This window comes from Flavobacterium sp. UM26, from assembly GCF_057922445.1.
Map to the genome: position 1 here is coordinate 1 of NZ_JBVHCY010000007.1, position 25558 is coordinate 25558.

Here is a 25558-nt window from a genome sequence, read left to right on the forward strand (position 1 = left end):
CGCAGATGGTACTGCATTTTGTGGGAGAGTATGTCGCCGCCTTTCTTTAATCTGAAATATTTTCAGATTCTTTTAAAACCCCTTCATCATTCGATGAAGGGGTTTTTTTTTGCTCTTTTTTTACAACTATCTTATTGCTTTAAGAAAGTAATGGACGAAAGGATTTAATGAAAAGAGTGAAGATTGGAATATACTACTTATGACCTTTTGTTCTGTTAGCTAGTAGATTCAATTATATCTTTATATATAGATTTGTGCCTTTTTATCGTGTATTGACTTGGTAATGAATTGTATACGGTGTTTTTAATTGTTGTCTTAGAAAATTAATTTGTATTCTTATTGATTTATTTTATTAGAATCAACTTTTTATTCTTTTCACGTATATTAGGTTCATTTACTTTACCAGTGCCAATTGTAATTTTTTATTGGTTTTGGCTTTAAAATTTACTTAAAACATTATTTTTTGACTAAAGGGACTTTCTAGTACTATTTTTTTCTTTTTTTAAAGCATTTTAAGTATCAATAATTATATAATGTATATCATTAAATGTCTTGTGTCTTAGGTTGCTATTATTTACTGGTATTTTGTTTAGTTATAAAATTATGTTTTAACAAAAAAGGCTGTCTACATATTGTATAGACAGCCTTTTTTGTATGAAAAATATTGTTTTATTCTTGCTTTTTAATTTCGTTTACGAATTTGGTTAATTTTTTTCCATAAAGAGATTTTGCGACTTTTGGAGTCATTGATTTTTGTATGGTATCTAAAAATTTGATATTGATATCATAAATTTCTGAAAGGGCAATGTATGGTGCTATTTCATGGTCTTTATGATTCACTGCAAAATTTGTTGCATAAAGATATCTTCTTTTAATGTTTGATTCTTCTTTTGTTTTTAGACTATCAAGTTTTTTGATATTGTTGAATTTTGTTGCTTTAAATTTTTGCTCAATGATAGTTAAATTTTCATCTTTAAACTGTGAGTCGATTTTTTTAAATTCTTCATACAAGTCATGGTTTACAGAGCCTGTCACTTTCGCACCATATGAAAATTGATCTAGATTGGTTTCAATTGTTATATTGCCTGGTTCGGCAAAGAAAAGTAAATTGTTATCTAATGAATTGGATACTCCTCTGTTTAAAGACAAGTAAAACATTTCTGGGGACTCTAATGGAATATTTGTTTCAAACTTTGAGTCACCATCAATTTTGATTGAATCGATCGTAACTAGAGTGGTGTCCTTTAGTCGTTGAATGTATAAAGTTCCTTTTTTTAATCCTGCCACATTTCCTGTGAGATGCAAATTGTCTTTAGACTCGTTTTTTGAACAAGCTAGTATTGTTGAAAGAGCTACTAGAGCGAAAATAGTTTTTTTCATTTGAATTTTAATTTGGCGCAAAATAAAGAAAAATGTTGAATTGCTATACTACTCTTACTGTTAATTCATAAAAAATCCCAATCTATTTCTAAATTGGGATTGAATCGTAGATAAAAGGAATTATCCTTTAAGCCAAGCATCTTTTAAAGTACCTTTTGAAGCATCTTTGGCACTGAATGTTTCTTTTTCTTCATAGGGTAAAGAAACTTTACCGGTAATATTTTCTTCTTTACCCTCTCTCTTTATCTTTAAAGAGATGTTGTCATTTTCTTTCCATTCTTGACTGGTTGTGATTAATTCAAAGATATTTTCTTTATTATAAACTTTGTTATTGATCGCTAAAATAATGTCTCCACCTTTTAAAGATAATCCCTTGAAGAACTCATTTAATTCAATGTTTGGTAATATTGCGATTTCACCTGTTTGAGGAATAATAGTTATGTATGGAGATTGTCCTTTTAGGAAAATGCCTCCGGGTACTTTAGTAACGGATTTTGCTACTCCTACTTTGTTTAGAAATAAGTCATAAGGAATAGGTGTCGGTCCAGCTACATAAGTCTTTAGGAATTCACCAACTTCAGGATAAGTTAAAGTTACAATTTTGTCGAATAACTCTTTGTCATCAAAAGCTTTTGTAACACCATATTCATTAGATAATTTGTGCATTAAATCAAGAATTCCTCTTTTTCCTTCAGATTTTTCACGAATGATAATATCGACACACATCCCGATAAGAGCTCCTTTTTGGTACACATTAAGATATTGTTCTTTGTATGGTTCTTGAAGAACGTTTGCGCTCATTGTAGTAAAAGGCATTGTATCATTCATTCTTTTGGCTTGCTCGATCTTGTCAGCAATTCTTTCATAGAAAGCTTCTTCTGTAATCAAGCCTTGATTGATTTGGAATAGGTTAGCAAAATATTCAGTTACTCCTTCGTACATCCAAAGGTGTTCTGACATTTTTGGTGTGTTATAATCAAAATATTGAATTTCTTTTGAATGTATGGTAAGTGGTGTAACAATATGAAAGAATTCATGCGAAACAACATCTTTCATTTGTTCTTGTAGCATGCTTAAAGGAATAGTTTCTGGCATTACCACTGTGGTAGCAGTTGGGTGTTCTAAAGCGCCAAAACCTCTTGCATCGTTGGGTTTCATGCTGGATAGATATAATAGAACGGTATATTTTTTATTAGCATTGATTTTACCTAAAAATGTTTTTTGAGCAATCATCATTTTTTTCATTTCAGGAGTGATGCTTTCGGCTGTAATTTTTCCATTTGGAGAAAAAACGGCAATTGTAATATCCATTCCATCAACAGTGAATGTGGTATAATCTGGCTTAGCATACATTATAGGATTTTCAACAAGTTCACCATATCTTGAAACCACAAATTCATCAGAGTTGTTTTTTGTGTCCAAATCAACCATCGATGTAGCTCCCCAAAGTGTTTCAGGGTGAGTAATGTTTACTCGGTATGGGATTTCTTTTTTATCTTGAAAATATCCCACAAAACCATGCATATTTACTACAAAATTGGTTCCTGCTTCGATATTAGTCCCAGCAGGAGAAAAAATATCTTCTTGTCCAAAACCTCTACCTTTTTCGGTATCGTAAGTGTCGTTTACTAAGTATGTAATTTTATTTAATTTTTTTGCTGATTGGATAGACCAAGTATTCTCATCTGTTTTTTTGACTTCTAATAGTGTTCCTTTTTCGTCAAATGCTTGTAAATCTTCTATGTAACGCCCGTAGTTGTCATTAGAATAAGTGCCCGGAACTATTTTTGGAATACTATAATTAATTTGATCAGAAGATAGTTTGGGTGCGTAAACAGTTACTTGTACTTTATCATCTTTTACATCAGTAAGATTGATGGCAACTTTAACTTCTTCTTTGCTTTTGTTTGTCGTTGAAATACCAGATTTACAACTTAGTAGTATTGAGCCCAAAGCTAAGGATACTATTATTTTTTTCATTTTTTTTTATTTAGGTTTCAAGTTAGACTAAAAAGTAATGTATTTGTTACACGGAATTAGAGACAGTGATGTTTTGTACTAAAGACAAAAAAAAACTCCTACGATAAGTAGGAGTTGGTATAGGTTAATCTAATTTGTTTTTTATATAATATTTACCATCTAAATCTTCATCAAAATCGTCTATTTTTAATGGTTTAGGTTTAGGTTTACTCGCAATTGCTTTCTTCTTCCACATTTCATATTTTTCAGCAGGCATCTTCTTTTTCATAAACTCTAATACTTCTTTTTCAGAAAGTCCGAATTCTTTTTTAATTATTTCGAAGGGATTTCTTTCTTCTAAGGCCAACGTAACAAGCTTTTCTGTTTGTTCCCAGTTCAATTCTTTGCGGTTACTCTTTTTCATCACATGAAAATTAATTCAAATTGGTGTTAATGATTAATAAAATAGGTATCTAACGATATACCAATATTAATAAAAATAATAATTACTTTAATTAAAATACTTCTTTTTTTTATCTTAATCCATTTCAGGAGACCTATGTTTTTGGAACGGAATATTTAATAAGTTTTTTAATTCATTGTGTTCTTTTGGGTCTTGATGGGTGTCAATTCCGTAGATTATTTCTTCTCTTGGCATGGTTTTAAAGGTTCCAAACAGACGGTCCCAAACTGAAAAAATATTACCATAATTACTATCCGTATATGGGAGTTTGTAATGATGGTGAATTTTATGCATATCAGGTGAAACAATGAAGTAACTTAAAAAAAGATCTATTTTTTTTGGCAAGGCTATGTTTGCATGATTGAATTGCGTGGCTACAACCGATAATGTTTGGTATAAAAACACCATCCACATTGGACTTCCCACAATAAAAACGCCCAACAAAGTAAAAGCAAAACGAATCACACTTTCTCCAGGGTGATGTCTATTGGCCGTTGTAGTATCAATCCACGTATCTGTATGATGGATAAGATGAAAACGCCACAATACTTTTGTTCGATGTTCAATTAGATGAACCAAATAAGCTCCAATCAAATCTAATAGTAATAATCCAATAATTGTATACAACCACAATGGCATTTTTGGAAGTACTTGAAGGATTCCAAAATTATTCTCAACAGTCCAATCGGCTGTTTTTAGTAAAAGATAGGCCAAACAAAAATTTATGATAATTGTTGTTAGTGTAAAAAAGATATTGATCCCTGCATGTTGCCATTTTTTATAATCAAAACGGAACAATGGAAATGCATTTTCGATAAGCCAGAAAATCGTAATTCCTCCAACTAAAATTAGGCTTCTATGCGAAGAAGGAATAGTGGTAAAATAAGAGACAATTTCATTCATAGTTAATTTGGTTAAGTTTTTTGGTTTTTTATGTAATAATTCTGAAAGTTAGGTTAATTCTAGGGCCAATTGGTTTTGTTGTTTTCGGAATTTGATGTTTCCAAAAGTGTTGTGTAGCCCCTTTCATTACTAAAAGACTGCCGTGTGCTAAAGGTATATTTATTTTTTGATTTGAAATAGTATTGTGTTTGAGTTGAAACATTCTTTCTGCTCCAAAACTTAATGATGCTATGATGGGGTTGGTTCCTAATTCTTTTTCATTGTCGGCATGCCATCCGTTACTGTCTTTGCCGTCACGATAATAATTAAGTAATACTGTAGAATAAATTACTTCTGTTACTTTTTCTATTTTTTCTTTAATGCTCACCAGCAATGGTGACCATTTATGAGGTTGCATAGTAATATTTGAGTAGGAATAGGATTTTCCTTCGTTGCCAAAAAGCGCGGTTAATCGGGGTTGTGGATACACTTTTCCGTAGACTTTGATGTCGTCCTGTTGCCAAGGAATTTCCTTTTGTAAAGTGTCAAAAAGGATGGTTGCTTCTTCAGTTGAGAAGAAATTAGGGTAATAAATAATCGATGCATCTGGGACATCAAAAACAATAGGTTCAGAATCAAAAAGGGATTTCATTTTGTAAAAATAAAGAGAAAAAGAACATCAATTTTGTCCTTTTTCTCTTTTTGGTCAAAGATTTTTTTTATGCTTCCGAGTGGTTTTGTAATAGATTTTTATAGATGAAACCTGCAACCACTGCACCTAAAATGGGAGCTACCCAAAATAACCATACTTGTCCCAAAGGTTCTCCTCCCACAAAAATAGCTTGTGACAATGAACGAGCAGGGTTTACTGACGTATTGGTAATTGGAATACTGATTAAATGAATTAGCGTCAATGCTAAACCAATAGCAACGCCTGCAAATTTTCCGTTTGCAAATTTATCGGTCGCACCTAGTATAACCAATAGAAAGAATAAAGTTAAAACAAACTCTGCTATAAATGCAGCTTGCATTGAATAACCATCAGGCGAGAAAGCTCCAAAACCGTTTGAGGCAAAAGCTCCAGCTTTGGTATTGTCAATCACGAAGCCTACTTTTCCAGCAGCAATAGTATATAATGTTCCTGCGGCAGCTATTGCACCAACACATTGTGCGATGATGTAAGGGACTAAATCTTTGGCTGAAAATCGGCCACCAGCCCATAAACCAAATGAAACAGCGGGATTAAAATGCCCACCAGAAATGTGTCCAACAGCATAAGCCATTGTTAATACTGTTAATCCAAAAGCTAGAGATACTCCAGCAAAGCCAATTCCTAAATTAGGTATACCAGCAGCGAATAAAGCGCTACCACAACCTCCAAAAACAAGCCAAAATGTTCCAAAAAATTCTGCAAATAGTTTTTTCATAAGTATTTAGTTTTTATATGGTTACTAATTTGTGGTGAATTCTTAAAATTTATAAAGTATAAGTGTAAGCCCAATACATCAGTAGGAATTGTAAGGGTAAACGCAGGTATAGAAACCATTTGGGAAGTCCCATACTTGCTTTTGGATTAGTTAACATAAAAATATGTGTTGGAAAAACAGCAATTAGGAGCAAGATAATTCCCCAAGCAGCATATTGGGTAGTTGGTGAAAATAGTAATAAAACCCCAAGAATAATTTCGATAGCTCCGCTTAAAATGTTCAATAAAGGCGGATTGGGAAAACTTGTAGGTATGATTTTTTGATATAAACGAGGGACTCTAAAATGATTGATTCCAGCAATTATATAGAGAAGAGCCATTACATACAAATGCCAAGGTGAATTCATAACAAGTTGTTTGTTACGAATTTATAAAAAATTTAACAGTTTGGTGGTGTTATTGAAAAATATTTTGGCTTTGATTACTTTTTTGAAGAATTGGTATTCATTATTATGATAGCAGTGATGATTAAAATTATACCAAACCATTGAAGAAAATTTACTTCTTCATTCAAAAGAACGTAAGCCATTGTTACAGAAACGGGTAATTCGAGGGCAGAAACTATACTGCCAAGCCCAATTCCAGTAAGAGGAAAACCAGCATTCATCAACAAAGGTGGAATAATTGTTCCGAAAAGAGCCAAAACAATTCCCCATTTCATAAAAATTCCCATTTGAAAAGGACCTACTTGGGTAACTAGTGCAAAACCAAACACGATGATGGCGCCACCAAGCAACATATATAAACTTCGTTGAGCAGATGAAATGTGATTAGCAATATGATTTGCGGTAAACATAGTAGCGGTAAAAGATGCAGCGGCAAGTAAACCTAGTGCAATTCCTCTCCAATCCAATGAAACTGTTGTAGCCATTACATTAGTTGCCAAAAATGTTCCTGTAAGCACAATGATGACTGCGATTATTTTTTTGAGTGCTGGTAATTTTTTGTCGATGGCCATCTCCACAACAACGCCCATCCAAACGGTTTGCATCAACAGTACAATAGCAATAGAAACAGGAATGTATTTTACAGCTAAATAATAGAAAACACTAGTCATACCCAGTGAAGTTCCAGCGGCGATGAGTTGGAAAATGTTTTTGGGAGATGCTTTTACAACCGTATTTCCTTTTTTGTTTTTTTGAAATAAGTTAATCAATAGCATACCAAGAATACCAAGTACGAATTGAGCAGTCGTTACTTCTGGAGTCGAATAGCCTTCATCGTAGGCCATTTTTACAAAAGTAGCCAACATACCATAACTAGTTGCACCTAATCCTACCAGAAAAACTCCTTTTACAACTTGATTCTTTGTCATTTTTTAATTTTTAAAAAGCGGGCAAAGATACGGCATTTCTTTTGAAAAGAAGCTTGAGATGAGAATAGGTTTAGAATAAGCCTTGAAGCGCACTATTTTTGATGCCGATTCTTGTTGGATCAAAAGCTAATTTTTGTTGTAAAATAGAAGCATAAATACTTCTAAAGTCTATTTGGTATTTTAAGTCGCCTTCATCTAAGTCTATTAGGTTTGGATTTTTTCCAATTACATTACCTCTTGTGTTCCCACCAATCACAAAGAGTGGTGCTGCTGTTCCGTGATCGGTTCCTTTTCCGTTGTCTTTTACTCGGCGACCAAATTCAGAAAAGACCACAATAGTTGTGTTTTGCAATACTTGTGCTTTTTTCAAATCACTATAACAACTAAAAATGGCATCGTTAAGCTCGCTTAATTTATTTTGATGAATAGCCAATTGATTGTCGTGTGTATCAAATCCTCCGAGTGAGGTATAGTATACTTTAGAATTTAAATTTCCTTTTATCAATTTGGCAATCCATTCTAAATTTTTGGCTAAGCCAGTTTTTGGATAGCTAACTTCAGAAGGTGTACTTTTTTTGAGAGCATCTTGAATGGCATCAGCGCCTTCTGAAACAGAATTGGCAATTTTTCTAACAAAATCCAATTGTGGGTTGTTAGATAATTGATCTTTGGTTTCCGTAGCGTTACGGCTGTTGAACCGATTGGGGTCTTTTACTGTAATACTGTTGGGTTCTTCGCCTTTTAAAGCCAAGGTGTCAATAGTATCGATGTTGATTCCTGCTGTGGGTTGATGGTCATTGCATTGCAAATCTAAGTAGCGTCCAAGCCAACCTTGACTCAGGTATTCTTGATTAGTTGGGGCAGTTTGCCAAATTTCTTGGCTTCTAAAATGAGAGCGAACCGGATTTGCATATCCTACATTTTGAATGATCGTTAAATCACCATTTTGTTGCATTCTAGCAAAATCTTTAAGCGCAGGATGAAAGCCCATTCCATTGTTTCCAGCAATAACGTTTTGTTTTGCTATCCCAATGGCTGGACGATGATGATAGTACAGTTCGTCTTGATAGGGGATGTAAGTATTGAGCCCGTCGTTTCCGCCATTCAACTGAACAAAAATCACGCATTCATTTCTAGTAACAAGTTGTTGTTGTGTGCCAAAGGCGTGAAGAAACTGAGGCAGAATCAATGTTCCTCCTGTAAAAGTTCCTGTTAGCGCTAAAAAATTTCTTCTGTTCATAACTTGGATTTAAATAAGTTGAAATTCAGGTGATTTTATGATAGCATTAAAAAGCCGAAGTACTGCATTATCTGCTCCTGGAGACTGAGGTTCAAAGTCGTATTTTAGTATTTTTTCAAGGTCTTTTTGTAGGGTGTCATCGGTAGAAAACAGCAATCGGTCTGTTAGTTCTTTTATGATTTCCTTGTTGGTTCCTTTATTGTTCCATTCTAATGAAATAGATAAGGATTGTTTTTTATTTAATGTGTTTTCTCTCTCTAGTTTCGGTCTCGGAATGTTTTTTGCGCTACAAAGCAAATCGGCAACATTGTTTCGTTGCAAGTAAATTTGAGAGGTAAGCCAGCTTTTTCCGCCATCCCATCCTTTTACATTGGGAGAATTGAATAAATCCATACCTTGTTGTTTTAAGAAAAAAGCAACAGTACTAGATTCTGGTTTTTGGATGTGCAATTCGTTTGTTAGTAATAAAATGTATTCCAAAGGATTTTTAATCTTCGAACCTCCAGTTTCGTTTTTAGCATATTCTTCCGAAAATATTTTGACCAACAAAGGTTTAATTTCAAAATTGACTTTTCTAAAATAATCGCCATAATAAGTTACTAATTCTTGTTTAGGTTCGTCGTAAAGGAACCATTTTAGCATTTTTTGTGTTAGTAAATATGGAATTTTTGGGTGATTAAAAATGGTATCTACCATTTCATCTAGTTTTAAAACCCCTTTATTACCGAGATATTCAATGGGATCATTGTCCTCGAAAAATCGACGGTACACCGCAGTATTTTCTCCAATTCCTAACCCAGCCAATCCTTTGGCTCCATTTTTTATGTCGGCTTCAGAGTAATTCCCTATGCCGAGAGTAAAAAGTTCTAGAAGTTCTCTGCTCAGGTTTTCGTTCAATTTTCCTTTTTTGTTGTCAACATTATCAAGGTAGCGCACCATTGCGTTGGTTTGCATTACTTTTTTGGTCAATGTTTTAAAATTACCAAAAGCATTTTCTCTAAGGAGTTGGTTCTTTTGGTATATCCAATAATTTACTTTAACCTTTTGGTAAGCTGTAACAAAATGATTCTCCCAAAAAAGAGTCATCTTTTCTCTCAACGGAAAATCGGCTGTTTTCATTTCATTAATCCACCAAGCTTTTAATTCATTCGAAGTTTGAATTTCTTTTTTTAGCAATTCTTTGCCAACTTCTGAATCTTCTTTTCGGGTTTGTCTGATTTTTTTGAGATCCTCTAATGACTTTGGACTGTCAGAAAGTAATGCAGGTGCACTAGTATTGAAAGGTGCTTGAAACGATTGTTGAAGAAAACGTTCCATTCCTAATTTTTGAATCAAAAGGGCTTGTTGATTGCTAAAACCTAGTCGTTGAGACCAAAGAAACTCTTTTTTCATAGTCGAATCTATTTTAGTTTAAGACTCAAGCGGTTGCTAAAAGTTTAATTCAGCTTTAAATAGAATTCGTCCAATCAAATTTACTTTTGATGATATCTTGTTTGTATTCTTCTAAAAAGGCAAGATAGGCCTTGGCTATCGGAGAGAAATTTTTGTTTTTGTGCCAAATTAAATTCCAAGTAGATTGTATGGGCAAGCCGCGCACAGGAATGATTTGAAGGTTACCGGTCGTGATTTCATTTTTTATTCCAATAATTGGCATAATGGAGCATCCTAGTCCAGCAATAACTGCTTGTTTTACGGCTTCATTACTCGTTAGTTCAAGTTTTTTCTTGACATTCAAATTGTTCAACAGCATAAATTGCTCCATACTTTGTCGGGTTCCTGATCCCATTTCTCGCAAAATAATTGGGATGTTTTCTAAAATGTTTTTGTCATAAATTTTTTCTGGGAACTCGGTAGCTGAGTTTGAAACCAAAAACAAACGATTGGGCATTAATTCAATCCGATTTACCGATAATGTTTCGGGTAAAATAGAAACCAAAGAAAAATCGACTTCATTTCTTTCTAAACTCTTAATCACTTTTGATTTATTGGTTACATCCAAAATTAATTCTACATCGGGGTGCAGTTTTAAGAAATCGGTTAGAAAATAAGGCATAATGTATTTTCCAGTGGAGACGATAGAAATCTTAAGCCTTCCGCTCAATTTTCCCTGATAGGCCTGCATTTTATAATTTATGGCGTGCACTTCATTGATAATCTTCTCGGCAGCCACAACTATTTCTTTTCCAAAATCAGTTATATACAGTTTTCTGCCAATAATTTCTGTTAGCGGAATTTCAAATTGGTCTTGAAAATTTTTGAGTTGAATAGAAACAGCGGGCTGGGTTAAATGCAGTTCTTCAGCTGCTTTAGTAATGCTTTGGCATTGTGCTACTTTTAGAAATACCTGTAATTGGTGGAGTGTATAGTTCATAAAAATATTTAATGATGTTTATTACAAAGATAAATAAAAATTAATGACTTGATTTATTGAATTTTGCCACAGAAAAAATAAAATTATGAACCATCAAGAATTGACATTATTTCAAAAAGTGAAATTAACGGCAGTACTTATTGTGTTACTTGTTCTGCTAGTTTTTGCTTTTCTAGAACCTGAGAATTCTTTTTTTAGTGTACTCTTAGCAATTGGAGTTCTTTGTGGTACACAGATATTGAAAGATTTAAAATATAAACTTTAATTAAAATTGCTCTTTTTATGGAAAAAGACTTCAAATTTCAATTAATCGATGGAGAATTTACCCCCGCTGGAGCGGCCAAAGTGCTATTTCCGTTGATTAATAACAAGATTAATTACCACTCTTTGGAGAGTTTTAGTAATGAAATTCGGTTCGATAAAGATGTGACTAATTCTAAGAAGCGAATTGCAGAGTTGCAAGAAGTGCAGCTTCAAATTCAAGAATTATTAGAAAAAGCTGAGGATATCGGTTTGAAGTTAAAAATTTCTAGTCAAATAAAAATTGAGTTCGACAGCGCTAAATAGTTTCAAAGGGCGGCAGCTTGTGATAGCCACTATGCATCATAAAGAGCGAGTAATGGCTCCTATTTTAGAGCAGGGCTTAGGTGTTATTTGTACTACGCCAAAAGATTTTGATACCGATAGTTTTGGTACTTTTTCGGGTGAAACCGCCAGAACTTCGGACGCCTTGACCGTGGCACGTCAGAAGTGTTTAGCGGCAATTGTGGCCACAGATTGTGATTTGGCTGTTGCCTCCGAGGGGTCTTTTGGTCCTCATCCTTCTGCTTATTTTGCAACAGCAGACGATGAACTTGTCGTTTTGCTAGATAGAGAAAATCAACTTGAGATTATCGGTCGTTCTGTAAGTTTTAAAACGAATTTTTCGGGTTCATCTATTGCTACTGAGCAAGAACTTTGGGATTTTGCTGCTGAAGCTAAATTTCCGACTCATGGACTAATACTAAGACCGAGTCAGCATAGTACCGAAGATATGCTCAAAGGAATTGTTTCTCCTAATGTTTTATTAGAACAGTTTCGTTACCTAAAAAATAAGCATCAAGAAGTATTTGTCGAGACCGATATGAGAGCCTTGTACAATCCTACTCGAATGGAGATCATAAGTATGGCAACAAAGCAGTTAGTACAGCACGTACGGTCCTTGTGTCCAGCATGTCAAACTCCTGGATTTACCATTACAGATGTCAAAACAGGTTTACCTTGTTCATGGTGTGGAAGTGCTACTTCATCTGTGTTGAGTCATATCTACAGTTGTAAAAAATGTGGTTTTGCCAAAGAACAATTCTACCCTAACCATAAAAAAACCGAAGATCCTGGTTTTTGTAATTATTGTAATCCTTAAAAGAATGAGTGATAATGCAGATTTAACAAAAGCAATACAATTGCTACAAAAGGAATCAGTAGTAGCTATTCCTACTGAAACCGTTTATGGCTTGGCTGGAAACATATATAGTGAAAAAGCCATCCGAAGTATTTTTGAGTTAAAGAATCGCCCGATGTACAATCCCTTGATTGTTCATTTGAAATCGTATACCGAATTAGAAAAAGTTGCTGCTAATATACCAGATAAAGCGAGATTGCTAGCTGAAAATTTCTGGCCTGGACCATTAACATTAGTTCTTAAAAAACAAAATAGTATTTCTGATTTGATTACTGCTGGTAAGGATACTGTTGCGGTTCGTGTGCCCAATCATCCTGTAGCGCTGGCACTTTTACATCAGTTAGATTTTCCCTTAGCTGCTCCAAGTGCGAATCCTTTTGGTTCAATCAGCCCTACCACAGCAGCACATGTTGCGAATTATTTTGATTCGAGTTTAGTTCATGTTGTAGATGGAGGAGCATGTTTGCAAGGTATTGAGTCTACGATTGTTGGATTTGAAGAAGACCAAGCTGTTTTGTATCGAGCTGGTGCAACATCAATAACGGCTATTGAAGCAATAGTTGGGCCTATAAAAGTTTTCACTAAAGATGATGCAGCACCTATGGCACCGGGGATGTTATCCAAGCATTATGCGCCATCCACTAGAACCATTTTTACAGAAGATGTTGAAAAAACATTGGCAACAATCACTGAAAAAAGAGTAGGAGTGGTGTCTTTCTGCAAAGAATATAAGCACCCAGCTATTCATTATCAAAAAATTTTGTCAAGCAATGCTAGTTTAGAAGAAGCTGCCAGTAGATTGTATGCAACACTTCATGAAATGGATACTCAGCCTATTGATGTTATTATAGTCGAAAAAGTTCCTAACGAAGGTATTGGGGTAGCCATCAACGACAAGTTGTTAAGAGCCTCAGCAGTATAAATTAAAAAAAAACAAAACCTATGAATTTAGACTTATTAATTGAAAATGTTACCAATCCAGCATTGCTTTTCTTTTTACTCGGAATTATTGCCGTTTACTTAAAAAGTGACTTAGAAATTCCAAATAATACCTCAAAGTTTATTTCTCTTTACCTTTTGTTTTCTATTGGGTTTAAAGGTGGGCAGGAGTTGGCGCATAGCGAAATCAATATTGATATATTCTGGTCCATTGTATTTGGAATGGCAGTTTCTGTTTTGATACCCTTATACACTTTTTTCATCTTAAAGAAAAAATTTAGCATAGACAATTCAGGCGCTATTGCTGCGGCCTATGGCTCTGTGAGTGCGGTTACTTTTGTGACGGCGATTTCTTTTTTAGAGATGCAAGGTCATAGTTTTAGTGGACATATGGTCGCGGTTATGGCACTTATGGAAGCTCCAGCAATTATTGTGGGTGTAATCTTAATCAGAATGTATAGTAAAAAAAGCGCTACTGAACAGCCATCTAAATTATCTGAGGTTATTAAACATTCATTTACGAATGGAAGCGTATTGTTAATTATAGGTAGTTTAATAATTGGTTTGCTGGCTAGTGATAAAGCAGCTTTAGGAATCAAGCCTTTTACAACAGATATTTTTAAAGGTTTTTTAGCAATATTCTTACTTGATATGGGAATTGTAAGTGGTAGAAAACTAGGTGACTTCTTTAAAAGTGGTTGGTTCAGCTTTTTCTTTGCCATCATTATTCCTTTGATTAATGGTTGTATTGTTGCTTACCTGAGTCAATATGTTACAACAGATATGGGGAATCGCTTTATTTTTGCTGTATTAGCTTCTAGTGCGTCTTATATCGCCGTTCCAGCTGCAATGAAAATTGCTGTACCTAAGGCAAATCCAGGGATTTTTCTGCCAATGGCTTTAGCAGTCACATTCCCTTTCAATATAACATTCGGGATGCCCATTTATTTGTCAATCGTATTAGCAGGATAGTCTTTAGATTTTTCCTTATGCGTTAAATCACTGAGATGTAATCGTAAGGCGCCTACGGATATATTGATTTCCCAAAATGATAATCCTAATGAAACTAGTAAAGCCAAGAGGCTAAATCCAAATAAGTAAATCCCAGCGATTTGTTGGTTAAGATACAGCAAAAGCATGGCAAAAACAGATAAAAATAAACTCATTACGCCTGCCATTTGCATGTACCGAATTAGCGTTAACCTCAAATTAAGATTTTTGATTTCTAACAAAATCATGCTGTTCTCTTTCTCTTTGTAGGCTTTTTTTAACCCACGTATAATCGTGGCCAATGTTAAAAATCGGTTGGTATAAGCCAATAAAATCAAGGAAGTTGCAGAGAATAGCAATGCTGGGGTTTCTATTTGTAAGGTCATCTTTTTTTTTACAAAGGTCGGATAACTTTGACTTGAATTCAAAAAAAAATCTTCGTTTCAGTAATTGAAACGAAGATTTTTTTTAATGAAGATTTTGAATTACATAGTTAAGTTAAAAACTAAACCATTTTCATGGGTATAGGTGAATTTGTTGTCACAATCTCCGTTTCCATAATCTATTGTGCCGTTAAGTAGATTGCCTTTTACGGTTAGTTTCCCTTTTGAAACATAATTACAGTCGTATTTTTTTAATAATGGCTCAGCAACTGTTAATGTTAAACTTGGTCCGTTTTCTTTGCTAACAGTATGATTTCCTTGAGTCATTTCGTATGTGTTGTCTGAAAGTACTAATGGAGTACCAACTCCTTCAGTTTGTTTGATGGTATGTGTTCCAGAGTTTAAGAACACCATTCCTTCTAAGTTGGTAAGTTTTCCATTGGTAATGGTTCTGCTCCATTGAGGAACATTTGGAGTTACCGTTTCATTAACATAAACTATTGTGCCTTCTACTTTTAATCCGTTCACATAATAGTTTTCACGTTCTATTTTCATTGTAGCTTTTGGAGTACTAACTAAGCCAGATAAAGTAATTTTTAATTTTCCTTTACGAGTGATGTTGTTAGTGGTGCAACCTGTTCCAAAGTCTATGGTTATTACTTTTGGAAAAACATTAGGCGTTAAGTTGTCTACAGTGATAGTTGCGCAGGTACCTACTAAAGAATTTACAGTAGATTTGTTGGTTGATTTTGATAGAGAATTTTCGAAGGTAACTTGCGTTCCCGTTTTGAAATCCAGTTCATTGATGGCGTCAATTGTTGCTGAAGCTACTACGGTGTTGGTGTCTGTAATAGTAACGGCTTCATCTTTGGTGCAAGAAGTAACCGAAAAAGCCATTGCAATTACGGATAAAAGAATTTTTTTTGCATTTTTCATACGGATAAGTTTAAGGTTTGGTTGCTTCAAAAATAGTAAAACCATTGACATAGCCATAAAAAAATGCAGAAAATAATTAACAGCTGTTTAAGTATGGGGTTTCTTGTTTTAGACTTTAGCTTTGTCAATTTTTTTATGCAAATAATCAGAATAGAAACCTGCCATTATTAAAGCGATTATGGTACTTAATCCGAAGAAGGAATTGATATAAGTCAAGGAATCTTCTGGTGTTAAAATGGCAAATGTACCATAGCCTAAGCTTCCGTAAAGAGTAGATAACAACGCAAATAAAGCGGCGATAATAGAAACTCCTCGAATTCTGAAACGGAACGTCGCCCAAAGTAATACGATGATCAATAGGTATTGGTCGTCAGCATGATCAAAAGCTACTAGAACACAGATGAAAATAGTGACTAATCCTAAAGTTAAAGCTTCTAATAAAGAAGTAGCAATGATTTTGATATGATATCGGTATAGCCAAGAAGTCAAAAATGGCGTTAGGATTATCGTTCCGATAAAGTCTCCTTGCCACCAGGTTGTCCAATTGAAAATAAAATGATTGGGAGCACTTAGCCCAAATAAAGAAATAATACTTACTCCAATTAGGGAACAGATAGCGGAATAAAACACACTTATAGCTAAAAATATAATGACACCCCATCCTGTCTTTAAAGGATAAGTTCCTTTATTTAAAATATTGATAAAATAAGCACCCAAAGCGGCGCCTAAGGTAACACCAGTAGCTACTAAAACAGCCGATGAAATGGTTGAAATTAAGGGCAACTCAAGCATTTTGCTAGTGTCCCAAAACGAAAACATATTGGCGACTACTGAGCCAATCCAAATACCGATTAACGTTTTTCTACCCATAATTAAAACCGAAGCTAATGCAAAACCTGCTGCGGTATAGATTGGTGCAATATTATCAGGAGTGACGGTGATTTGATAGCTAATAAAAGCAAGTGCATTATAAATAAATGCGACTAAGAAAATCTTTATCGGGGTCGATTTTAAGAAGGAAGGAAGAAAATAGTCGTTAGTTGCTTGTCTATACATGATGGAATACCTTTGGAATTTCTCAATAAAAATACACAAAATTTTATGATTCGGTTAAACAGTTGTAAAAGTTCTATTTTTTCTCAGTAGAAAGCAAAAAAAAACCTGCAAATTATGATTTGCAGGTTTTGGATTGAGGTAAAAAAAATTATTTAATCATTTCAAAACTTCTTTTTACAAAGGCAGTCAAAGCTTCTCCCTTTAGTAAGTTTTGAGATAGTTTCGCCAAATCTAAAGCTTGTTTTACCAAGTTTTCTTGAACCGTTTTGTCTTCGTTGTTCAAGATACTAGTAGCCAAATCTGAATTGGTGTTCACCACTAAGTTGTACATTTCTGGGAAATTACCCATTCCAAACATTCCGCCACCACCGGTTTGACTCATTTCTTTCATACGACGCATGAATTCAGGTTGTGTGATGATGAAGGGTGCTGCACTACTATCTAATGCCTCTAACTGAACGGTATAAGTTTGTTTAGGGACAATGTTTTCCACTACTGATTTTAGACTTTCTTGCTCCTCAGTAGAAAGTTTAGAAATTGCCGTTTCTTCTTTTTTGATTAAATTATCAATGTGGTCAGAGTCAACACGAACAAAAGTTAGTCCGCTATTGTCTGATTCTAATTTTTGAATTAAGTGAGGAATGATTGGAGAATCTAGCAACAATACTTGATAGCCTTTATCTTTTGCAATTTCTATGTAAGAGTGTTGTGCTTCTTTATTTCCAGCATACAATACTACCAATTTACCATCTTTATCTGTTTGGTTTTCCTTGATAGCCTCTTTCAATTCATCAAGTGTAAAGTATTTATCGTCTACTGTTGGATACAATACGAAGGCTCCTGCTTTTTCATAGAATTTGTCTTCAGAAAGCATTCCGTATTCTAACACTATTTTGATATCGTTCCATTTGGCTTCAAAATCAGCTCTGTTTTCGTTGAATAATGATTTCAACTTATCGGCAACTTTACGAGTGATGTAGTTCGAAATTTTCTTCACAGCACCATCAGCTTGTAATCCAGAACGTGAAACGTTCAACGGAATGTCTGGAGAATCTACTACCCCGCGAAGCATCATCAAGAATTCAGGAACGATCCCTTCTACGTTATCAGTTACAAAAACTTGGTTCTGGAACAATTGAATTTTATCTCTTTGGATTTGTAAATCGGCACCTAATTTAGGGAAGTATAAAATTCCAGTTAAGTTGAAAGGGTAATCAACATTTAAGTGAATATGAAACAACGGTTCTTCAAACTGCATTGGATACAATTCACGATAGAAGTTTTTGTAATCTTCATCTTTTAAATCCGTAGGTTGTTTCGTCCAAGCAGGATTTGGGTTGTTGATGATGTTGTCAACCTCAATAGTCTCAGGTTTGTAGTCTTCTGGAGCATCTTCAGGTTTAGGAAGTGTTTCTTTTTTTGTTCCAAACTTAATTGGAATAGGCATGAACTTGTTGTATTTGTTCAACAACTCTCTGATTTTGCTTTCTTCCAAAAACTCTAAAGAATCTTCTGCAACGTGCAACACGATTTCGGTACCGCGATCGGTTTTGTCAAAAGGTTCTAATGAAAATTCTGGGCTACCGTCACAAGTCCAGTGAGCGGCTGGTTCGTCTTTATACGATTTAGTAAAGATTTCTACTTTTTCAGCCACCATGAAAGCAGAGTAAAATCCTAAACCAAAATGACCAATAATACCGGAGTCTTTAGCTGAATCTTTGTATTTGTCTAGGAATTCTTCGGCACCAGAAAAAGCGACTTGGTTGATGTATTTTTCAACTTCATCAGCAGTCATACCAATTCCTTGGTCAATGATGTGGATTTTTTTTCCTTCTTTGTCTATTTTAACTTCAAGGATTGGATTGCCATATTCTACTTTAGCTTCTCCTATGCTAGTAAGGTGTTTTAATTTTAAAGTAGCGTCGGTTCCATTAGAAATCAATTCACGTAAGAAAATTTCGTGATCACTGTATAAAAACTTTTTGATTAGAGGAAAGATGTTTTCTACCGAAACATTAATTTTACCTGTTGTCATAATTATAATACTATTTTAAGTTGAATTTGATGCAAACCTCGCTTCAAATAGAATACCATTTGACTAGAAAATGACAAAATGTCGCAATCGTTGTTTTTTTCTAAAAAAAACAGTTGAATTCGTGTTAAAGCAACTTTTTGCGTTGTATCTTTGTTAATCTATTAATTTTAAACTAGTTATAGTTATGAGGAAATTTATTCTATTGGGTACCTTTGTTTTTTTGCTATTTGCATGTAAATCAAGTGCCCCAGCAGTTGCCCCCACAGCTCCCGTTGCAGCAACCAAATTGGATAAAAAATCACAAGTTGCCATCAAAGGAAATTGGCAAATTACAGATGTTACCTATCCTGGTTCTGAGTATTTTAAAGTAAATTCATTCAACATTGCAGATTCTAAATGCTTTATAGGTAGTACTTGGAATTTTATTTCCAATAACAATAAAGGCAGTATGGCATTAGCTGGAGCTGGATGTACCTCGTTCTCTTCCCCCATCGTTTGGAGTATCAACAAAGAAGGTATGTTTGTCCTGAAGATTGTTGAGGCAGGTGTAAAGTCCAAAACCGTACAATCCGGATTTTTATTGAAAGTTGCTAATCAAACCGAGACTAGCTTTGAACTAATCGATAAAATTGATGTTGCGGGACAACAGAAGGATATTGTGTATTATTTTAAAAAAACTAATTAATTTATAACTCATGAAAAAAATCACGATACTAAGTCTAACTGCTGTTTTTTTATTTAGCAGTTTTTTTACAGCTTGTAACTCAGTAAAAAATGCCAATAATACCCAAAAAGGAGCGGGAATTGGCGTAGCCGCTGGTGCATTAATAGGAGGAATCCTTGGTAACAATTTAGGTAAAGGAGGAAATGCAGCATTAGGAGCGGCGATTGGAGCGGCTATCGGCGGTGGAGCAGGAGCCTTGATTGGAAACAAAATGGACAAGCAAGCTCGCGAAATCAGTCAAGCTTTACCGGGAGCAGATGTGCAACGCGTTGGGGAAGGTATCCATTTGACATTGAATGAAAATGCCGTGCGTTTTGATTTGAACAAATCGAGTTTAACTCCTCAAGCACAAGCCAATCTAGATAAACTGATTCCAGTTTTTAAAGAATATGGCGATACAAACATCGAAATTTTTGGGTACACAGATAGTTCTGGAAAACCAGAGTACAATTTGACCCTTTCTGAAAAAAGAGCCGAATCCGTAAAAACTTATTTGATTGGAAAAGGATTGGATGCCAGTCGATTTAAAACTTCAGGTTTTGGAATTGCAGATCCAATTGCTCCAAATGATACTCCAGAAGGTATGGCCAAAAACCGTAGAGTAGAATTTGCGATTACCGCCAATGCCAAAATGATTCAAGACGCCAAAAATGGTCAATAATTCGATTTAGAAAAGAAAACGAAAAAGCTGTTTCTTTGGAGACAGCTTTTTTTTATATAAAATAAAATTTTCAACAGCTTATTTTTTTTAAAGCCACTATCTTTGTTTTTTATTAATGATACAATAAATAATGCTTGAAGTTCAAAATATTTCCTTCGCTTACACAGACAAAGCGATTATTCAGAATGTTGATTTTACCGTAGAAAAAGGGCAAAATATTGCACTAATCGGCGAGAGCGGTTGTGGCAAAAGTACTTTGTTGAAACTCATCTATGGTATCTATGATTTAAATGAAGGAAAAATTTTCTTTAATAAGACACGCGTTTTAGGACCCAAATACAATTTGATTCCGGGTATGCCCTTTATGAAATATCTTGCACAAGATTTTGATTTGATGCCCTACGAAACGGTTGCTGAGAATGTAGGTAAGTTCTTGTCTAACGGTTTTATGCCTTTAAAGAAATTGCGCATTCAAGAATTACTCGAGATGGTCGAGATGGAGGATTATGCCAAAGTACGCGCCAAAGATTTGAGTGGAGGGCAACAACAACGCGTTGCATTGGCCAAGGTTTTGGCCGTAGAACCTCAGGTGTTGTTGTTAGATGAACCATTTAGTCATATTGATAATTTTAGAAAAAATGCCTTACGTCGTAATTTATTTGCTTACCTGAAGAAAAAAGAAATTACATGCATTATTGCTACTCATGACAGTACAGATGCTTTATCTTTTTCTGATGAAACAATTGTATTGCAACAGGGAAGAATAATTGAAAAAGCACCATCTGCGGAAGTCTATCAATTTCCGATTAACAAATATGTAGCTTCTTTATTTGGTGAAGTCAACGAATTGAGAATGTCGCAATTAATGCCTATTGAAGGAGAAGATGAAATGGTATTACTGTATCCGCATCAATTAAAGGTATCACCAGTTGGTACAGTGAAAGCCGTAGTGAAACAATCTTATTTTAAAGGAAGTCGTTTTCTAATTAAAGCCGCTTTTGATAGAAAAGCCATTTTCTTTGAACACGAAACTGCATTAGAATTGAATCAAGAAGTACTATTGAAGATCATGTAACTTCCAAAGTAAATATAAAAAAAGAGACAACTTTTCAGGTTGTCTCTTTTTTTTGCACCAAATTGAATTTATGTATTTTGCACTTTGGTTGAAATTATTTTTTTTACCACATAGAAACATAGAATTTATAGCTTTATTAAAGAAAAAAAAGACGTTTTACTGTTCACATAGATATTCTATGTGTAAAATAGTGCTATTTCTATTTTTTCTTTGGCTAGTTATCATTAATTTATGATTCTATGTGGTTATTTTTTTATTTTAAGTTCGTCAAAAGCCTTAGTTTTTCAAGTATTTTTCTAAGAATTGATCTTGTTCCCAAAGTAAGTGCAAGATGTTTTCTTTGGCGGCATAGCCATGACTTTCTTTAGGCAAAATTACCATACGTGCAGGGCCACCCAATCCTTTTATGGCTTGGAAATAGCGTTCTGTTTGCAAAGTAAAAGTACCTGGATTATTATCAGCTTCTCCGTGCACTAATAGTAAAGGAGTTTTCATTTTATCTGCATGCATAAAAGGCGACATGGTATTGTATACCTCAGGGGTTTCCCAATAATTACGTTGTTCGCTTTGGAAACCAAAAGGCGTTAAAGTTCTGTTGTAAGCGCCACTTCGAGCAATCCCACAAGCAAAAAGATTGGAATGTGTCAATAAATTAGCCGTCATGAAAGCACCGTAGGAGTGACCACCCACAGCGACTTTTTTTCTGTTGATATAACCCAAAGCATCTACTGCGTTGATAGCAGCTTCGGCATTGTCTACTAGTTGGGAAATAAAGTTGTCGTTAGGTTCGGTTTTGCCTTCTCCAATGATTGGGAATGAAGCGTCGTCTAAAACCACATAGCCTTTGGTTACCCAATACACAAACGAACCATAGTTAGGAAAGGTAAATTCGTTAGGATTTTGAGTACTTTGTCCTGCGCTGTTTTTGTCTTTGTATTCGGCAGGGTAGGCCCAAATTAGTAACGGCAATTTTTCTTTTTTGGCTTTGTCATAACCTACAGGTAAGTACAAAGTTCCAGATAATTCAACACCATCTTTACGTTTGTACTTGATTACTTCTTTGCTCACATTTTTAATGCTTTCAAATGGATTTTTGAAATCGGTGATAGGGGTGAGTTTGTCTTTTTGGTTGATGTTTCTAAAGTAGTAATTTGGGTAATCGTTTTTGGATTGAATTTGTACCAAAACCGTTCCTTTTTTGAAATCCTCTACTTCAATCAAATCTTCTTTTTTGTCTTTGTAAGTTGAGGTATACAAACGTTTGCTTTGTAACGTTTTTAAATTCAATTCGTCAATGAACGGAAATTGTCCTTCTTTGGTGTACCCATCTCCAATACGGAAAGCTTTGTCGTTTTCGATAGCCAAAACATAGCGGTTGTATTGGTTTTTTCTAGTTTCAAAATTACCTGGGTCAGCATAAACGTCTTGTGAGTTTCTGTCGGTAATTACTTTTGGCTGTTGTGACGGATTCGATGGATTGATCAAGTAAGTTTTGGTATTTCTGGTGTCATACCATTCATCCGATACGATGGCAACGTTGTCATTCCCCCAAGTAATATCACTAAAACGTTGAGGTGTTTTAACTAACGAAGTTGGATTGGCTGTAAAAGGAGCTTCCCATAAAAACATTTCGTCTCTAAAGGCAACTTTATTTGCTGGATCTCCTTCGTCTAAGGCTTGAACAAAAGCCAAAGTAGCTGGTTTGTCGTTTCTCCACATCAGGGATCTTTTTCCTTTTTGAACCGCCATAAATCCTTTTGGCATAATTTCGGTCAAAGGAGTTTCGTTTACGACTTTTACTTCCCTTCCGCTTTTGTCGTACACTACAGATTTCATTGGGAAACGATTCAAAGGTACGATATAAGAAAACGGCTTTTGAATCGTAGTAATCATAACATAATTCCCATCAGGAGATAAACTCTGACCAGCAAACATATCTGCCGATTTGAATAGGGTTTTGTTACCACTTAAGGTGATTTTGTATAATTCAGAAGTGATGATATTTTCAAAATTGATCTCGTCATTTTTGTTTTTTAACATATCTGGATAGGTTCTATTTTGGGATTTTGCACCACTAGTATTCGAGATAATTGGTCCAGTTGGCAAATCTTTTTTGGCATCTAATAAAGGCTTTCTGTTGCTTGGCAATAGTTTGACCAATACTGTTTCGTTGTCACCAAACCAGCTAAACGGAGTGCCTAAGTTGGCATTCAAATTCGCCTCGGTTAATTTTTTGGCTTGTGCCGAAGCGACATCAATTACCCAAAGCTCTACACCATTGGCAGCAGTGTTCGTAAACAAAATTTTAGTGTCGTTCGGCGACCATGATAAATTGCTAATTTTAGCATTTGCTGGTAATCCCGCCACTTGAACTTCATTTTTGTCTTTTATTTTTCGAAGTTTTAAGTTGTTGATATAGGTTACCGTACTCGAAATGTTGGTAATGGGATTAATACGCAACCCACCCAAACGCAATTCTTCTTGGTTGAGTTCGTCGAGCGTTTTGTAGGTGTTTCTGTAGGAAAGGAGTAAATACTCTTTTTTGGTGTCCATCGAAACCGAAGGCGCTCGTTCGTAATCGGCTAAATCTAAAATAGATTTAGACGGTTTTTGGTAGCTTAGGTTTTCTTGTGCCAACATCGAAAAACCAAATCCCAGCAAGAGGAGTGTGAGTTTTAACTTCATGAAGTATTGATTTAGTTATTAGAATTAGTATGTGATAAAATTAGACTGATTTTTTAAAAATATGTTACATCCATTACCGAGTTAATTTTTTTGAAATCATAAAGTCAAGTCTTTCAAATGGATTTATTTTTTTGTAAAAGAAAGATTCGGTGTCTAGGTACCTTTGTTATTTTAGCAATTTTTGAATAGACATAGTTTTTGCCTTTTTTTTATTACAAACAAGTGATATTACAAGAAGTCTATGGGCTTGTTTTGGGTGTAAAAATGATTATATCAAAAAAATGACTAAATTGTGAGCTGTCTTTTTAAAAGATGTTTAATTTTGCCAATCAATTTTTAATGAAAAACAAATACTTATGTATCACTCTAGAATAGCAGGATTAGGATTTTATGTTCCTTCGAATGTGGTAACAAATGATGATTTATCTAAAATAATGGATACCAATGATGAATGGATTCAAGAACGCACCGGAATTAAGGAACGTCGCCACATCATTAAAGGAGAAGACACAACAACGAGTATGGGAGTTAAAGCCGCCAAAATTGCTATTGAGCGAGCAGGTATTGCCAAAGAAGATATAGACTTTGTTGTTTTTGCTACTTTGAGTCCCGATTATTATTTTCCAGGACCAGGAGTTTTGGTGCAACGCGATTTGGGTTTAAAAACTGTTGGCGCTATTGATATTAGAAATCAATGTTCAGGTTTTGTATACGGATTGTCTGTGGCTGATCAATACATCAAAACTGGAATGTACAAAAACGTTTTGGTGATTGGATCTGAGGTGCATTCTTCAGGATTGGATATGACAACTCGAGGTCGTGGTGTATCTGTGATTTTTGGTGATGGAGCAGGAGCAGCTGTTTTGTCAAGAGAAGAAGATTTGACCAAAGGAATTTTGTCTACGCATTTGCATTCAGAAGGGCAACATGCTGAGGAATTATCACTTATCGCACCGGGAATGGGTGGTCGTTGGGTAAATGATATTTTGGCCGATAATGACCCGAATGACGAAAGTTATTTTCCTTATATGAACGGGCAATTTGTATTCAAAAATGCAGTAGTTCGTTTTGCTGAGGTAATCAACGAAGGCTTACAAGCGAATAATTTAGAAGTTTCAGATATTGACATGTTGATTCCACATCAAGCGAATTTGAGAATTTCTCAGTTCATTCAGAACAAATTCAAATTGAGTGATGATCAAGTATTCAATAATATTCAAAAATACGGAAACACAACTGCGGCCTCTGTGCCAATCGCCTTGACTGAAGCTTGGGAACAAGGAAAAATCAAAGTAGGTGATACCGTTGTTTTAGCTGCTTTTGGTAGTGGATTTACTTGGGCAAGCGCGATTATCAAATGGTAAATTAAATAGCATACAAACCATACGAAAAGGTCTAGAGCAAATGTTCTGGACCTTTTTTTTGTTAATTAGCATTGACTCCTGTAAGTTCGAGAGTTTTTATTGTTTTTAGTGAATTCAAAAGACTTTAATGGATTATGAATAGTTAGTGATTGATTTTTTCTATATTTGGAAGT

General features: G+C 34.7%; 25 protein-coding genes. 9 read left to right on the plus strand and 16 right to left on the minus strand.

All coding sequences use genetic code 11. The annotated features are described in order from the left end of the window. Positions 1-669: 669 nt before the first annotated feature. From ACZ1AQ_RS09325 to ACZ1AQ_RS09375, 11 genes are all read right to left on the minus strand, one after another. On the minus strand, positions 670-1380 hold the full coding sequence (locus ACZ1AQ_RS09325; RefSeq protein ID WP_489632643.1) for a DUF4369 domain-containing protein: 711 nt from the start codon (positions 1378-1380) through the stop codon (positions 670-672). A 120-nt stretch (positions 1381-1500) separates the two neighbouring features. Further along, on the minus strand, positions 1501-3360 hold the full coding sequence (locus ACZ1AQ_RS09330; RefSeq protein ID WP_489632644.1) for a M61 family metallopeptidase: 1860 nt from the start codon (positions 3358-3360) through the stop codon (positions 1501-1503). A gap of 124 nt (positions 3361-3484) precedes the next feature. Continuing rightward, positions 3485-3763 carry a DUF2805 domain-containing protein gene (locus ACZ1AQ_RS09335; RefSeq protein WP_159686937.1) on the minus strand — a complete coding sequence of 93 codons (279 nt, stop codon included), beginning with the start codon at positions 3761-3763 and terminating at the stop codon, positions 3485-3487. A 114-nt stretch (positions 3764-3877) separates the two neighbouring features. Further along, a complete protein-coding gene (locus tag ACZ1AQ_RS09340) occupies positions 3878-4705 on the minus strand; it encodes a sterol desaturase family protein (RefSeq protein WP_489632645.1) in 828 nt (275 codons plus the stop codon). Between the two features lie 28 nt (positions 4706-4733). Beyond that, positions 4734-5336 (minus strand): alpha-ketoglutarate-dependent dioxygenase AlkB family protein, encoded by a 603-nt coding sequence (locus ACZ1AQ_RS09345; protein WP_489632646.1) that lies wholly within the window; start codon positions 5334-5336, stop codon positions 4734-4736. A 67-nt stretch (positions 5337-5403) separates the two neighbouring features. Next, on the minus strand, positions 5404-6111 hold the full coding sequence (gene aqpZ, locus ACZ1AQ_RS09350; RefSeq protein WP_489632647.1) for an aquaporin Z: 708 nt from the start codon (positions 6109-6111) through the stop codon (positions 5404-5406). Positions 6112-6160: 49 nt separating this feature from the next. Further along, complete coding sequence (locus ACZ1AQ_RS09355; protein ID WP_489632648.1) at positions 6161-6517, minus strand: DoxX family protein; 357 nt, start codon at positions 6515-6517, stop codon at positions 6161-6163. Positions 6518-6591: 74 nt separating this feature from the next. After that, on the minus strand, positions 6592-7485 hold the full coding sequence (locus ACZ1AQ_RS09360; protein WP_489632649.1) for an EamA family transporter: 894 nt from the start codon (positions 7483-7485) through the stop codon (positions 6592-6594). A gap of 70 nt (positions 7486-7555) precedes the next feature. Further along, positions 7556-8725 carry a DUF1501 domain-containing protein gene (locus ACZ1AQ_RS09365; RefSeq protein ID WP_489632650.1) on the minus strand — a complete coding sequence of 390 codons (1170 nt, stop codon included), beginning with the start codon at positions 8723-8725 and terminating at the stop codon, positions 7556-7558. 9 nt (positions 8726-8734) lie between these two features. Then, positions 8735-10117: a DUF1800 domain-containing protein gene (locus ACZ1AQ_RS09370; RefSeq protein ID WP_489632651.1), complete on the minus strand. Its 1383-nt coding sequence runs from the start codon at positions 10115-10117 to the stop codon at positions 8735-8737. Positions 10118-10172: 55 nt separating this feature from the next. Next, entirely contained in the window at positions 10173-11096 is a 924-nt protein-coding gene (locus ACZ1AQ_RS09375) for a LysR family transcriptional regulator (RefSeq protein WP_489632652.1), read from the minus strand. Between the two features lie 85 nt (positions 11097-11181). Here ACZ1AQ_RS09375 and ACZ1AQ_RS09380 point away from each other — a divergent pair, with 85 nt between their 5' ends. From ACZ1AQ_RS09380 to ACZ1AQ_RS09400, 5 genes are read left to right on the plus strand one after another with little or no spacing between them, the layout of a single operon-like run. Continuing rightward, positions 11182-11361: a hypothetical protein gene (locus tag ACZ1AQ_RS09380; RefSeq protein WP_489632653.1), complete on the plus strand. Its 180-nt coding sequence runs from the start codon at positions 11182-11184 to the stop codon at positions 11359-11361. Between the two features lie 17 nt (positions 11362-11378). After that, positions 11379-11663, plus strand: coding sequence for a hypothetical protein (locus ACZ1AQ_RS09385; protein ID WP_489632654.1), 285 nt, complete (start codon positions 11379-11381; stop codon positions 11661-11663). 52 nt (positions 11664-11715) lie between these two features. Continuing rightward, on the plus strand, positions 11716-12498 hold the full coding sequence (locus tag ACZ1AQ_RS09390) for a DUF6671 family protein (protein WP_489632655.1): 783 nt from the start codon (positions 11716-11718) through the stop codon (positions 12496-12498). Positions 12499-12502: 4 nt separating this feature from the next. After that, a complete protein-coding gene (locus ACZ1AQ_RS09395; RefSeq protein ID WP_489632656.1) occupies positions 12503-13459 on the plus strand; it encodes an L-threonylcarbamoyladenylate synthase in 957 nt (318 codons plus the stop codon). A gap of 20 nt (positions 13460-13479) precedes the next feature. Further along, entirely contained in the window at positions 13480-14448 is a 969-nt protein-coding gene (locus tag ACZ1AQ_RS09400) for a sodium-dependent bicarbonate transport family permease (RefSeq protein ID WP_489632657.1), read from the plus strand. On the opposite strand, the gene ACZ1AQ_RS09405 is transcribed toward ACZ1AQ_RS09400, so the two are convergent. From ACZ1AQ_RS09405 to htpG, 4 genes are all read right to left on the minus strand, one after another. Continuing rightward, positions 14421-14852: a DUF2721 domain-containing protein gene (locus ACZ1AQ_RS09405; protein ID WP_489632658.1), complete on the minus strand. Its 432-nt coding sequence runs from the start codon at positions 14850-14852 to the stop codon at positions 14421-14423. The two genes, ACZ1AQ_RS09400 and ACZ1AQ_RS09405, sit on opposite strands and share 28 nt — an antisense overlap. Positions 14853-14951: 99 nt before the next feature. Then, positions 14952-15785, minus strand: a complete 834-nt coding sequence (locus ACZ1AQ_RS09410; RefSeq protein ID WP_489632659.1) for a hypothetical protein — start codon at positions 15783-15785, stop codon at positions 14952-14954. A 108-nt stretch (positions 15786-15893) separates the two neighbouring features. Beyond that, entirely contained in the window at positions 15894-16841 is a 948-nt protein-coding gene (locus ACZ1AQ_RS09415) for an MASE1 domain-containing protein (RefSeq protein ID WP_489632660.1), read from the minus strand. A 148-nt stretch (positions 16842-16989) separates the two neighbouring features. Further along, entirely contained in the window at positions 16990-18876 is a 1887-nt protein-coding gene (gene htpG / locus ACZ1AQ_RS09420) for a molecular chaperone HtpG (RefSeq protein ID WP_489632661.1), read from the minus strand. 184 nt (positions 18877-19060) lie between these two features. Between htpG and ACZ1AQ_RS09425 the strand changes: the two genes are divergently transcribed. The 3 genes from ACZ1AQ_RS09425 (at position 19061) to ACZ1AQ_RS09435 (ending at position 21336) form a co-directional block, all read left to right on the plus strand. Then, positions 19061-19561, plus strand: coding sequence for a hypothetical protein (locus tag ACZ1AQ_RS09425; RefSeq protein ID WP_489632662.1), 501 nt, complete (start codon positions 19061-19063; stop codon positions 19559-19561). A gap of 10 nt (positions 19562-19571) precedes the next feature. Continuing rightward, positions 19572-20261, plus strand: coding sequence for a YiaD family glycine zipper/OmpA-like lipoprotein (locus ACZ1AQ_RS09430; protein WP_489632663.1), 690 nt, complete (start codon positions 19572-19574; stop codon positions 20259-20261). A gap of 130 nt (positions 20262-20391) precedes the next feature. After that, complete coding sequence (locus ACZ1AQ_RS09435) at positions 20392-21336, plus strand: ABC transporter ATP-binding protein (RefSeq protein ID WP_489632664.1); 945 nt, start codon at positions 20392-20394, stop codon at positions 21334-21336. 276 nt (positions 21337-21612) lie between these two features. Here ACZ1AQ_RS09435 and ACZ1AQ_RS09440 read toward each other — a convergent pair whose 3' ends face one another. Further along, positions 21613-24021, minus strand: coding sequence for an alpha/beta hydrolase family protein (locus ACZ1AQ_RS09440; protein WP_489632665.1), 2409 nt, complete (start codon positions 24019-24021; stop codon positions 21613-21615). A 356-nt stretch (positions 24022-24377) separates the two neighbouring features. Between ACZ1AQ_RS09440 and ACZ1AQ_RS09445 the strand changes: the two genes are divergently transcribed. Next, positions 24378-25385 carry a 3-oxoacyl-ACP synthase III family protein gene (locus ACZ1AQ_RS09445; protein WP_489632666.1) on the plus strand — a complete coding sequence of 336 codons (1008 nt, stop codon included), beginning with the start codon at positions 24378-24380 and terminating at the stop codon, positions 25383-25385. Positions 25386-25558: the final 173 nt, after the last annotated feature.

Bases quoted from the DNA above. Each gene is read 5' to 3' on its own strand.
- ACZ1AQ_RS09325 (WP_489632643.1), bottom strand. From the start codon at position 1,380: ATGAAAAAAACTATTTTCGCTCTAGTAGCTCTTTCAACAATACTAGCT.
- ACZ1AQ_RS09330 (WP_489632644.1), bottom strand. From the start codon at position 3,360: ATGAAAAAAATAATAGTATCCTTAGCTTTGGGCTCAATACTACTAAGT.
- ACZ1AQ_RS09335 (WP_159686937.1), bottom strand. From the start codon at position 3,763: ATGAAAAAGAGTAACCGCAAAGAATTGAACTGGGAACAAACAGAAAAG.
- ACZ1AQ_RS09340 (WP_489632645.1), bottom strand. From the start codon at position 4,705: ATGAATGAAATTGTCTCTTATTTTACCACTATTCCTTCTTCGCATAGA.
- ACZ1AQ_RS09345 (WP_489632646.1), bottom strand. From the start codon at position 5,336: ATGAAATCCCTTTTTGATTCTGAACCTATTGTTTTTGATGTCCCAGAT.
- aqpZ (WP_489632647.1), bottom strand. From the start codon at position 6,111: ATGAAAAAACTATTTGCAGAATTTTTTGGAACATTTTGGCTTGTTTTT.
- ACZ1AQ_RS09355 (WP_489632648.1), bottom strand. From the start codon at position 6,517: ATGAATTCACCTTGGCATTTGTATGTAATGGCTCTTCTCTATATAATT.
- ACZ1AQ_RS09360 (WP_489632649.1), bottom strand. From the start codon at position 7,485: ATGACAAAGAATCAAGTTGTAAAAGGAGTTTTTCTGGTAGGATTAGGT.
- ACZ1AQ_RS09365 (WP_489632650.1), bottom strand. From the start codon at position 8,725: ATGAACAGAAGAAATTTTTTAGCGCTAACAGGAACTTTTACAGGAGGA.
- ACZ1AQ_RS09370 (WP_489632651.1), bottom strand. From the start codon at position 10,117: ATGAAAAAAGAGTTTCTTTGGTCTCAACGACTAGGTTTTAGCAATCAA.
- ACZ1AQ_RS09375 (WP_489632652.1), bottom strand. From the start codon at position 11,096: ATGAACTATACACTCCACCAATTACAGGTATTTCTAAAAGTAGCACAA.
- ACZ1AQ_RS09380 (WP_489632653.1), top strand. From the start codon at position 11,182: ATGAACCATCAAGAATTGACATTATTTCAAAAAGTGAAATTAACGGCA.
- ACZ1AQ_RS09385 (WP_489632654.1), top strand. From the start codon at position 11,379: ATGGAAAAAGACTTCAAATTTCAATTAATCGATGGAGAATTTACCCCC.
- ACZ1AQ_RS09390 (WP_489632655.1), top strand. From the start codon at position 11,716: ATGGCTCCTATTTTAGAGCAGGGCTTAGGTGTTATTTGTACTACGCCA.
- ACZ1AQ_RS09395 (WP_489632656.1), top strand. From the start codon at position 12,503: ATGAGTGATAATGCAGATTTAACAAAAGCAATACAATTGCTACAAAAG.
- ACZ1AQ_RS09400 (WP_489632657.1), top strand. From the start codon at position 13,480: ATGAATTTAGACTTATTAATTGAAAATGTTACCAATCCAGCATTGCTT.
- ACZ1AQ_RS09405 (WP_489632658.1), bottom strand. From the start codon at position 14,852: ATGACCTTACAAATAGAAACCCCAGCATTGCTATTCTCTGCAACTTCC.
- ACZ1AQ_RS09410 (WP_489632659.1), bottom strand. From the start codon at position 15,785: ATGAAAAATGCAAAAAAAATTCTTTTATCCGTAATTGCAATGGCTTTT.
- ACZ1AQ_RS09415 (WP_489632660.1), bottom strand. From the start codon at position 16,841: ATGTATAGACAAGCAACTAACGACTATTTTCTTCCTTCCTTCTTAAAA.
- htpG (WP_489632661.1), bottom strand. From the start codon at position 18,876: ATGACAACAGGTAAAATTAATGTTTCGGTAGAAAACATCTTTCCTCTA.
- ACZ1AQ_RS09425 (WP_489632662.1), top strand. From the start codon at position 19,061: ATGAGGAAATTTATTCTATTGGGTACCTTTGTTTTTTTGCTATTTGCA.
- ACZ1AQ_RS09430 (WP_489632663.1), top strand. From the start codon at position 19,572: ATGAAAAAAATCACGATACTAAGTCTAACTGCTGTTTTTTTATTTAGC.
- ACZ1AQ_RS09435 (WP_489632664.1), top strand. From the start codon at position 20,392: ATGCTTGAAGTTCAAAATATTTCCTTCGCTTACACAGACAAAGCGATT.
- ACZ1AQ_RS09440 (WP_489632665.1), bottom strand. From the start codon at position 24,021: ATGAAGTTAAAACTCACACTCCTCTTGCTGGGATTTGGTTTTTCGATG.
- ACZ1AQ_RS09445 (WP_489632666.1), top strand. From the start codon at position 24,378: ATGTATCACTCTAGAATAGCAGGATTAGGATTTTATGTTCCTTCGAAT.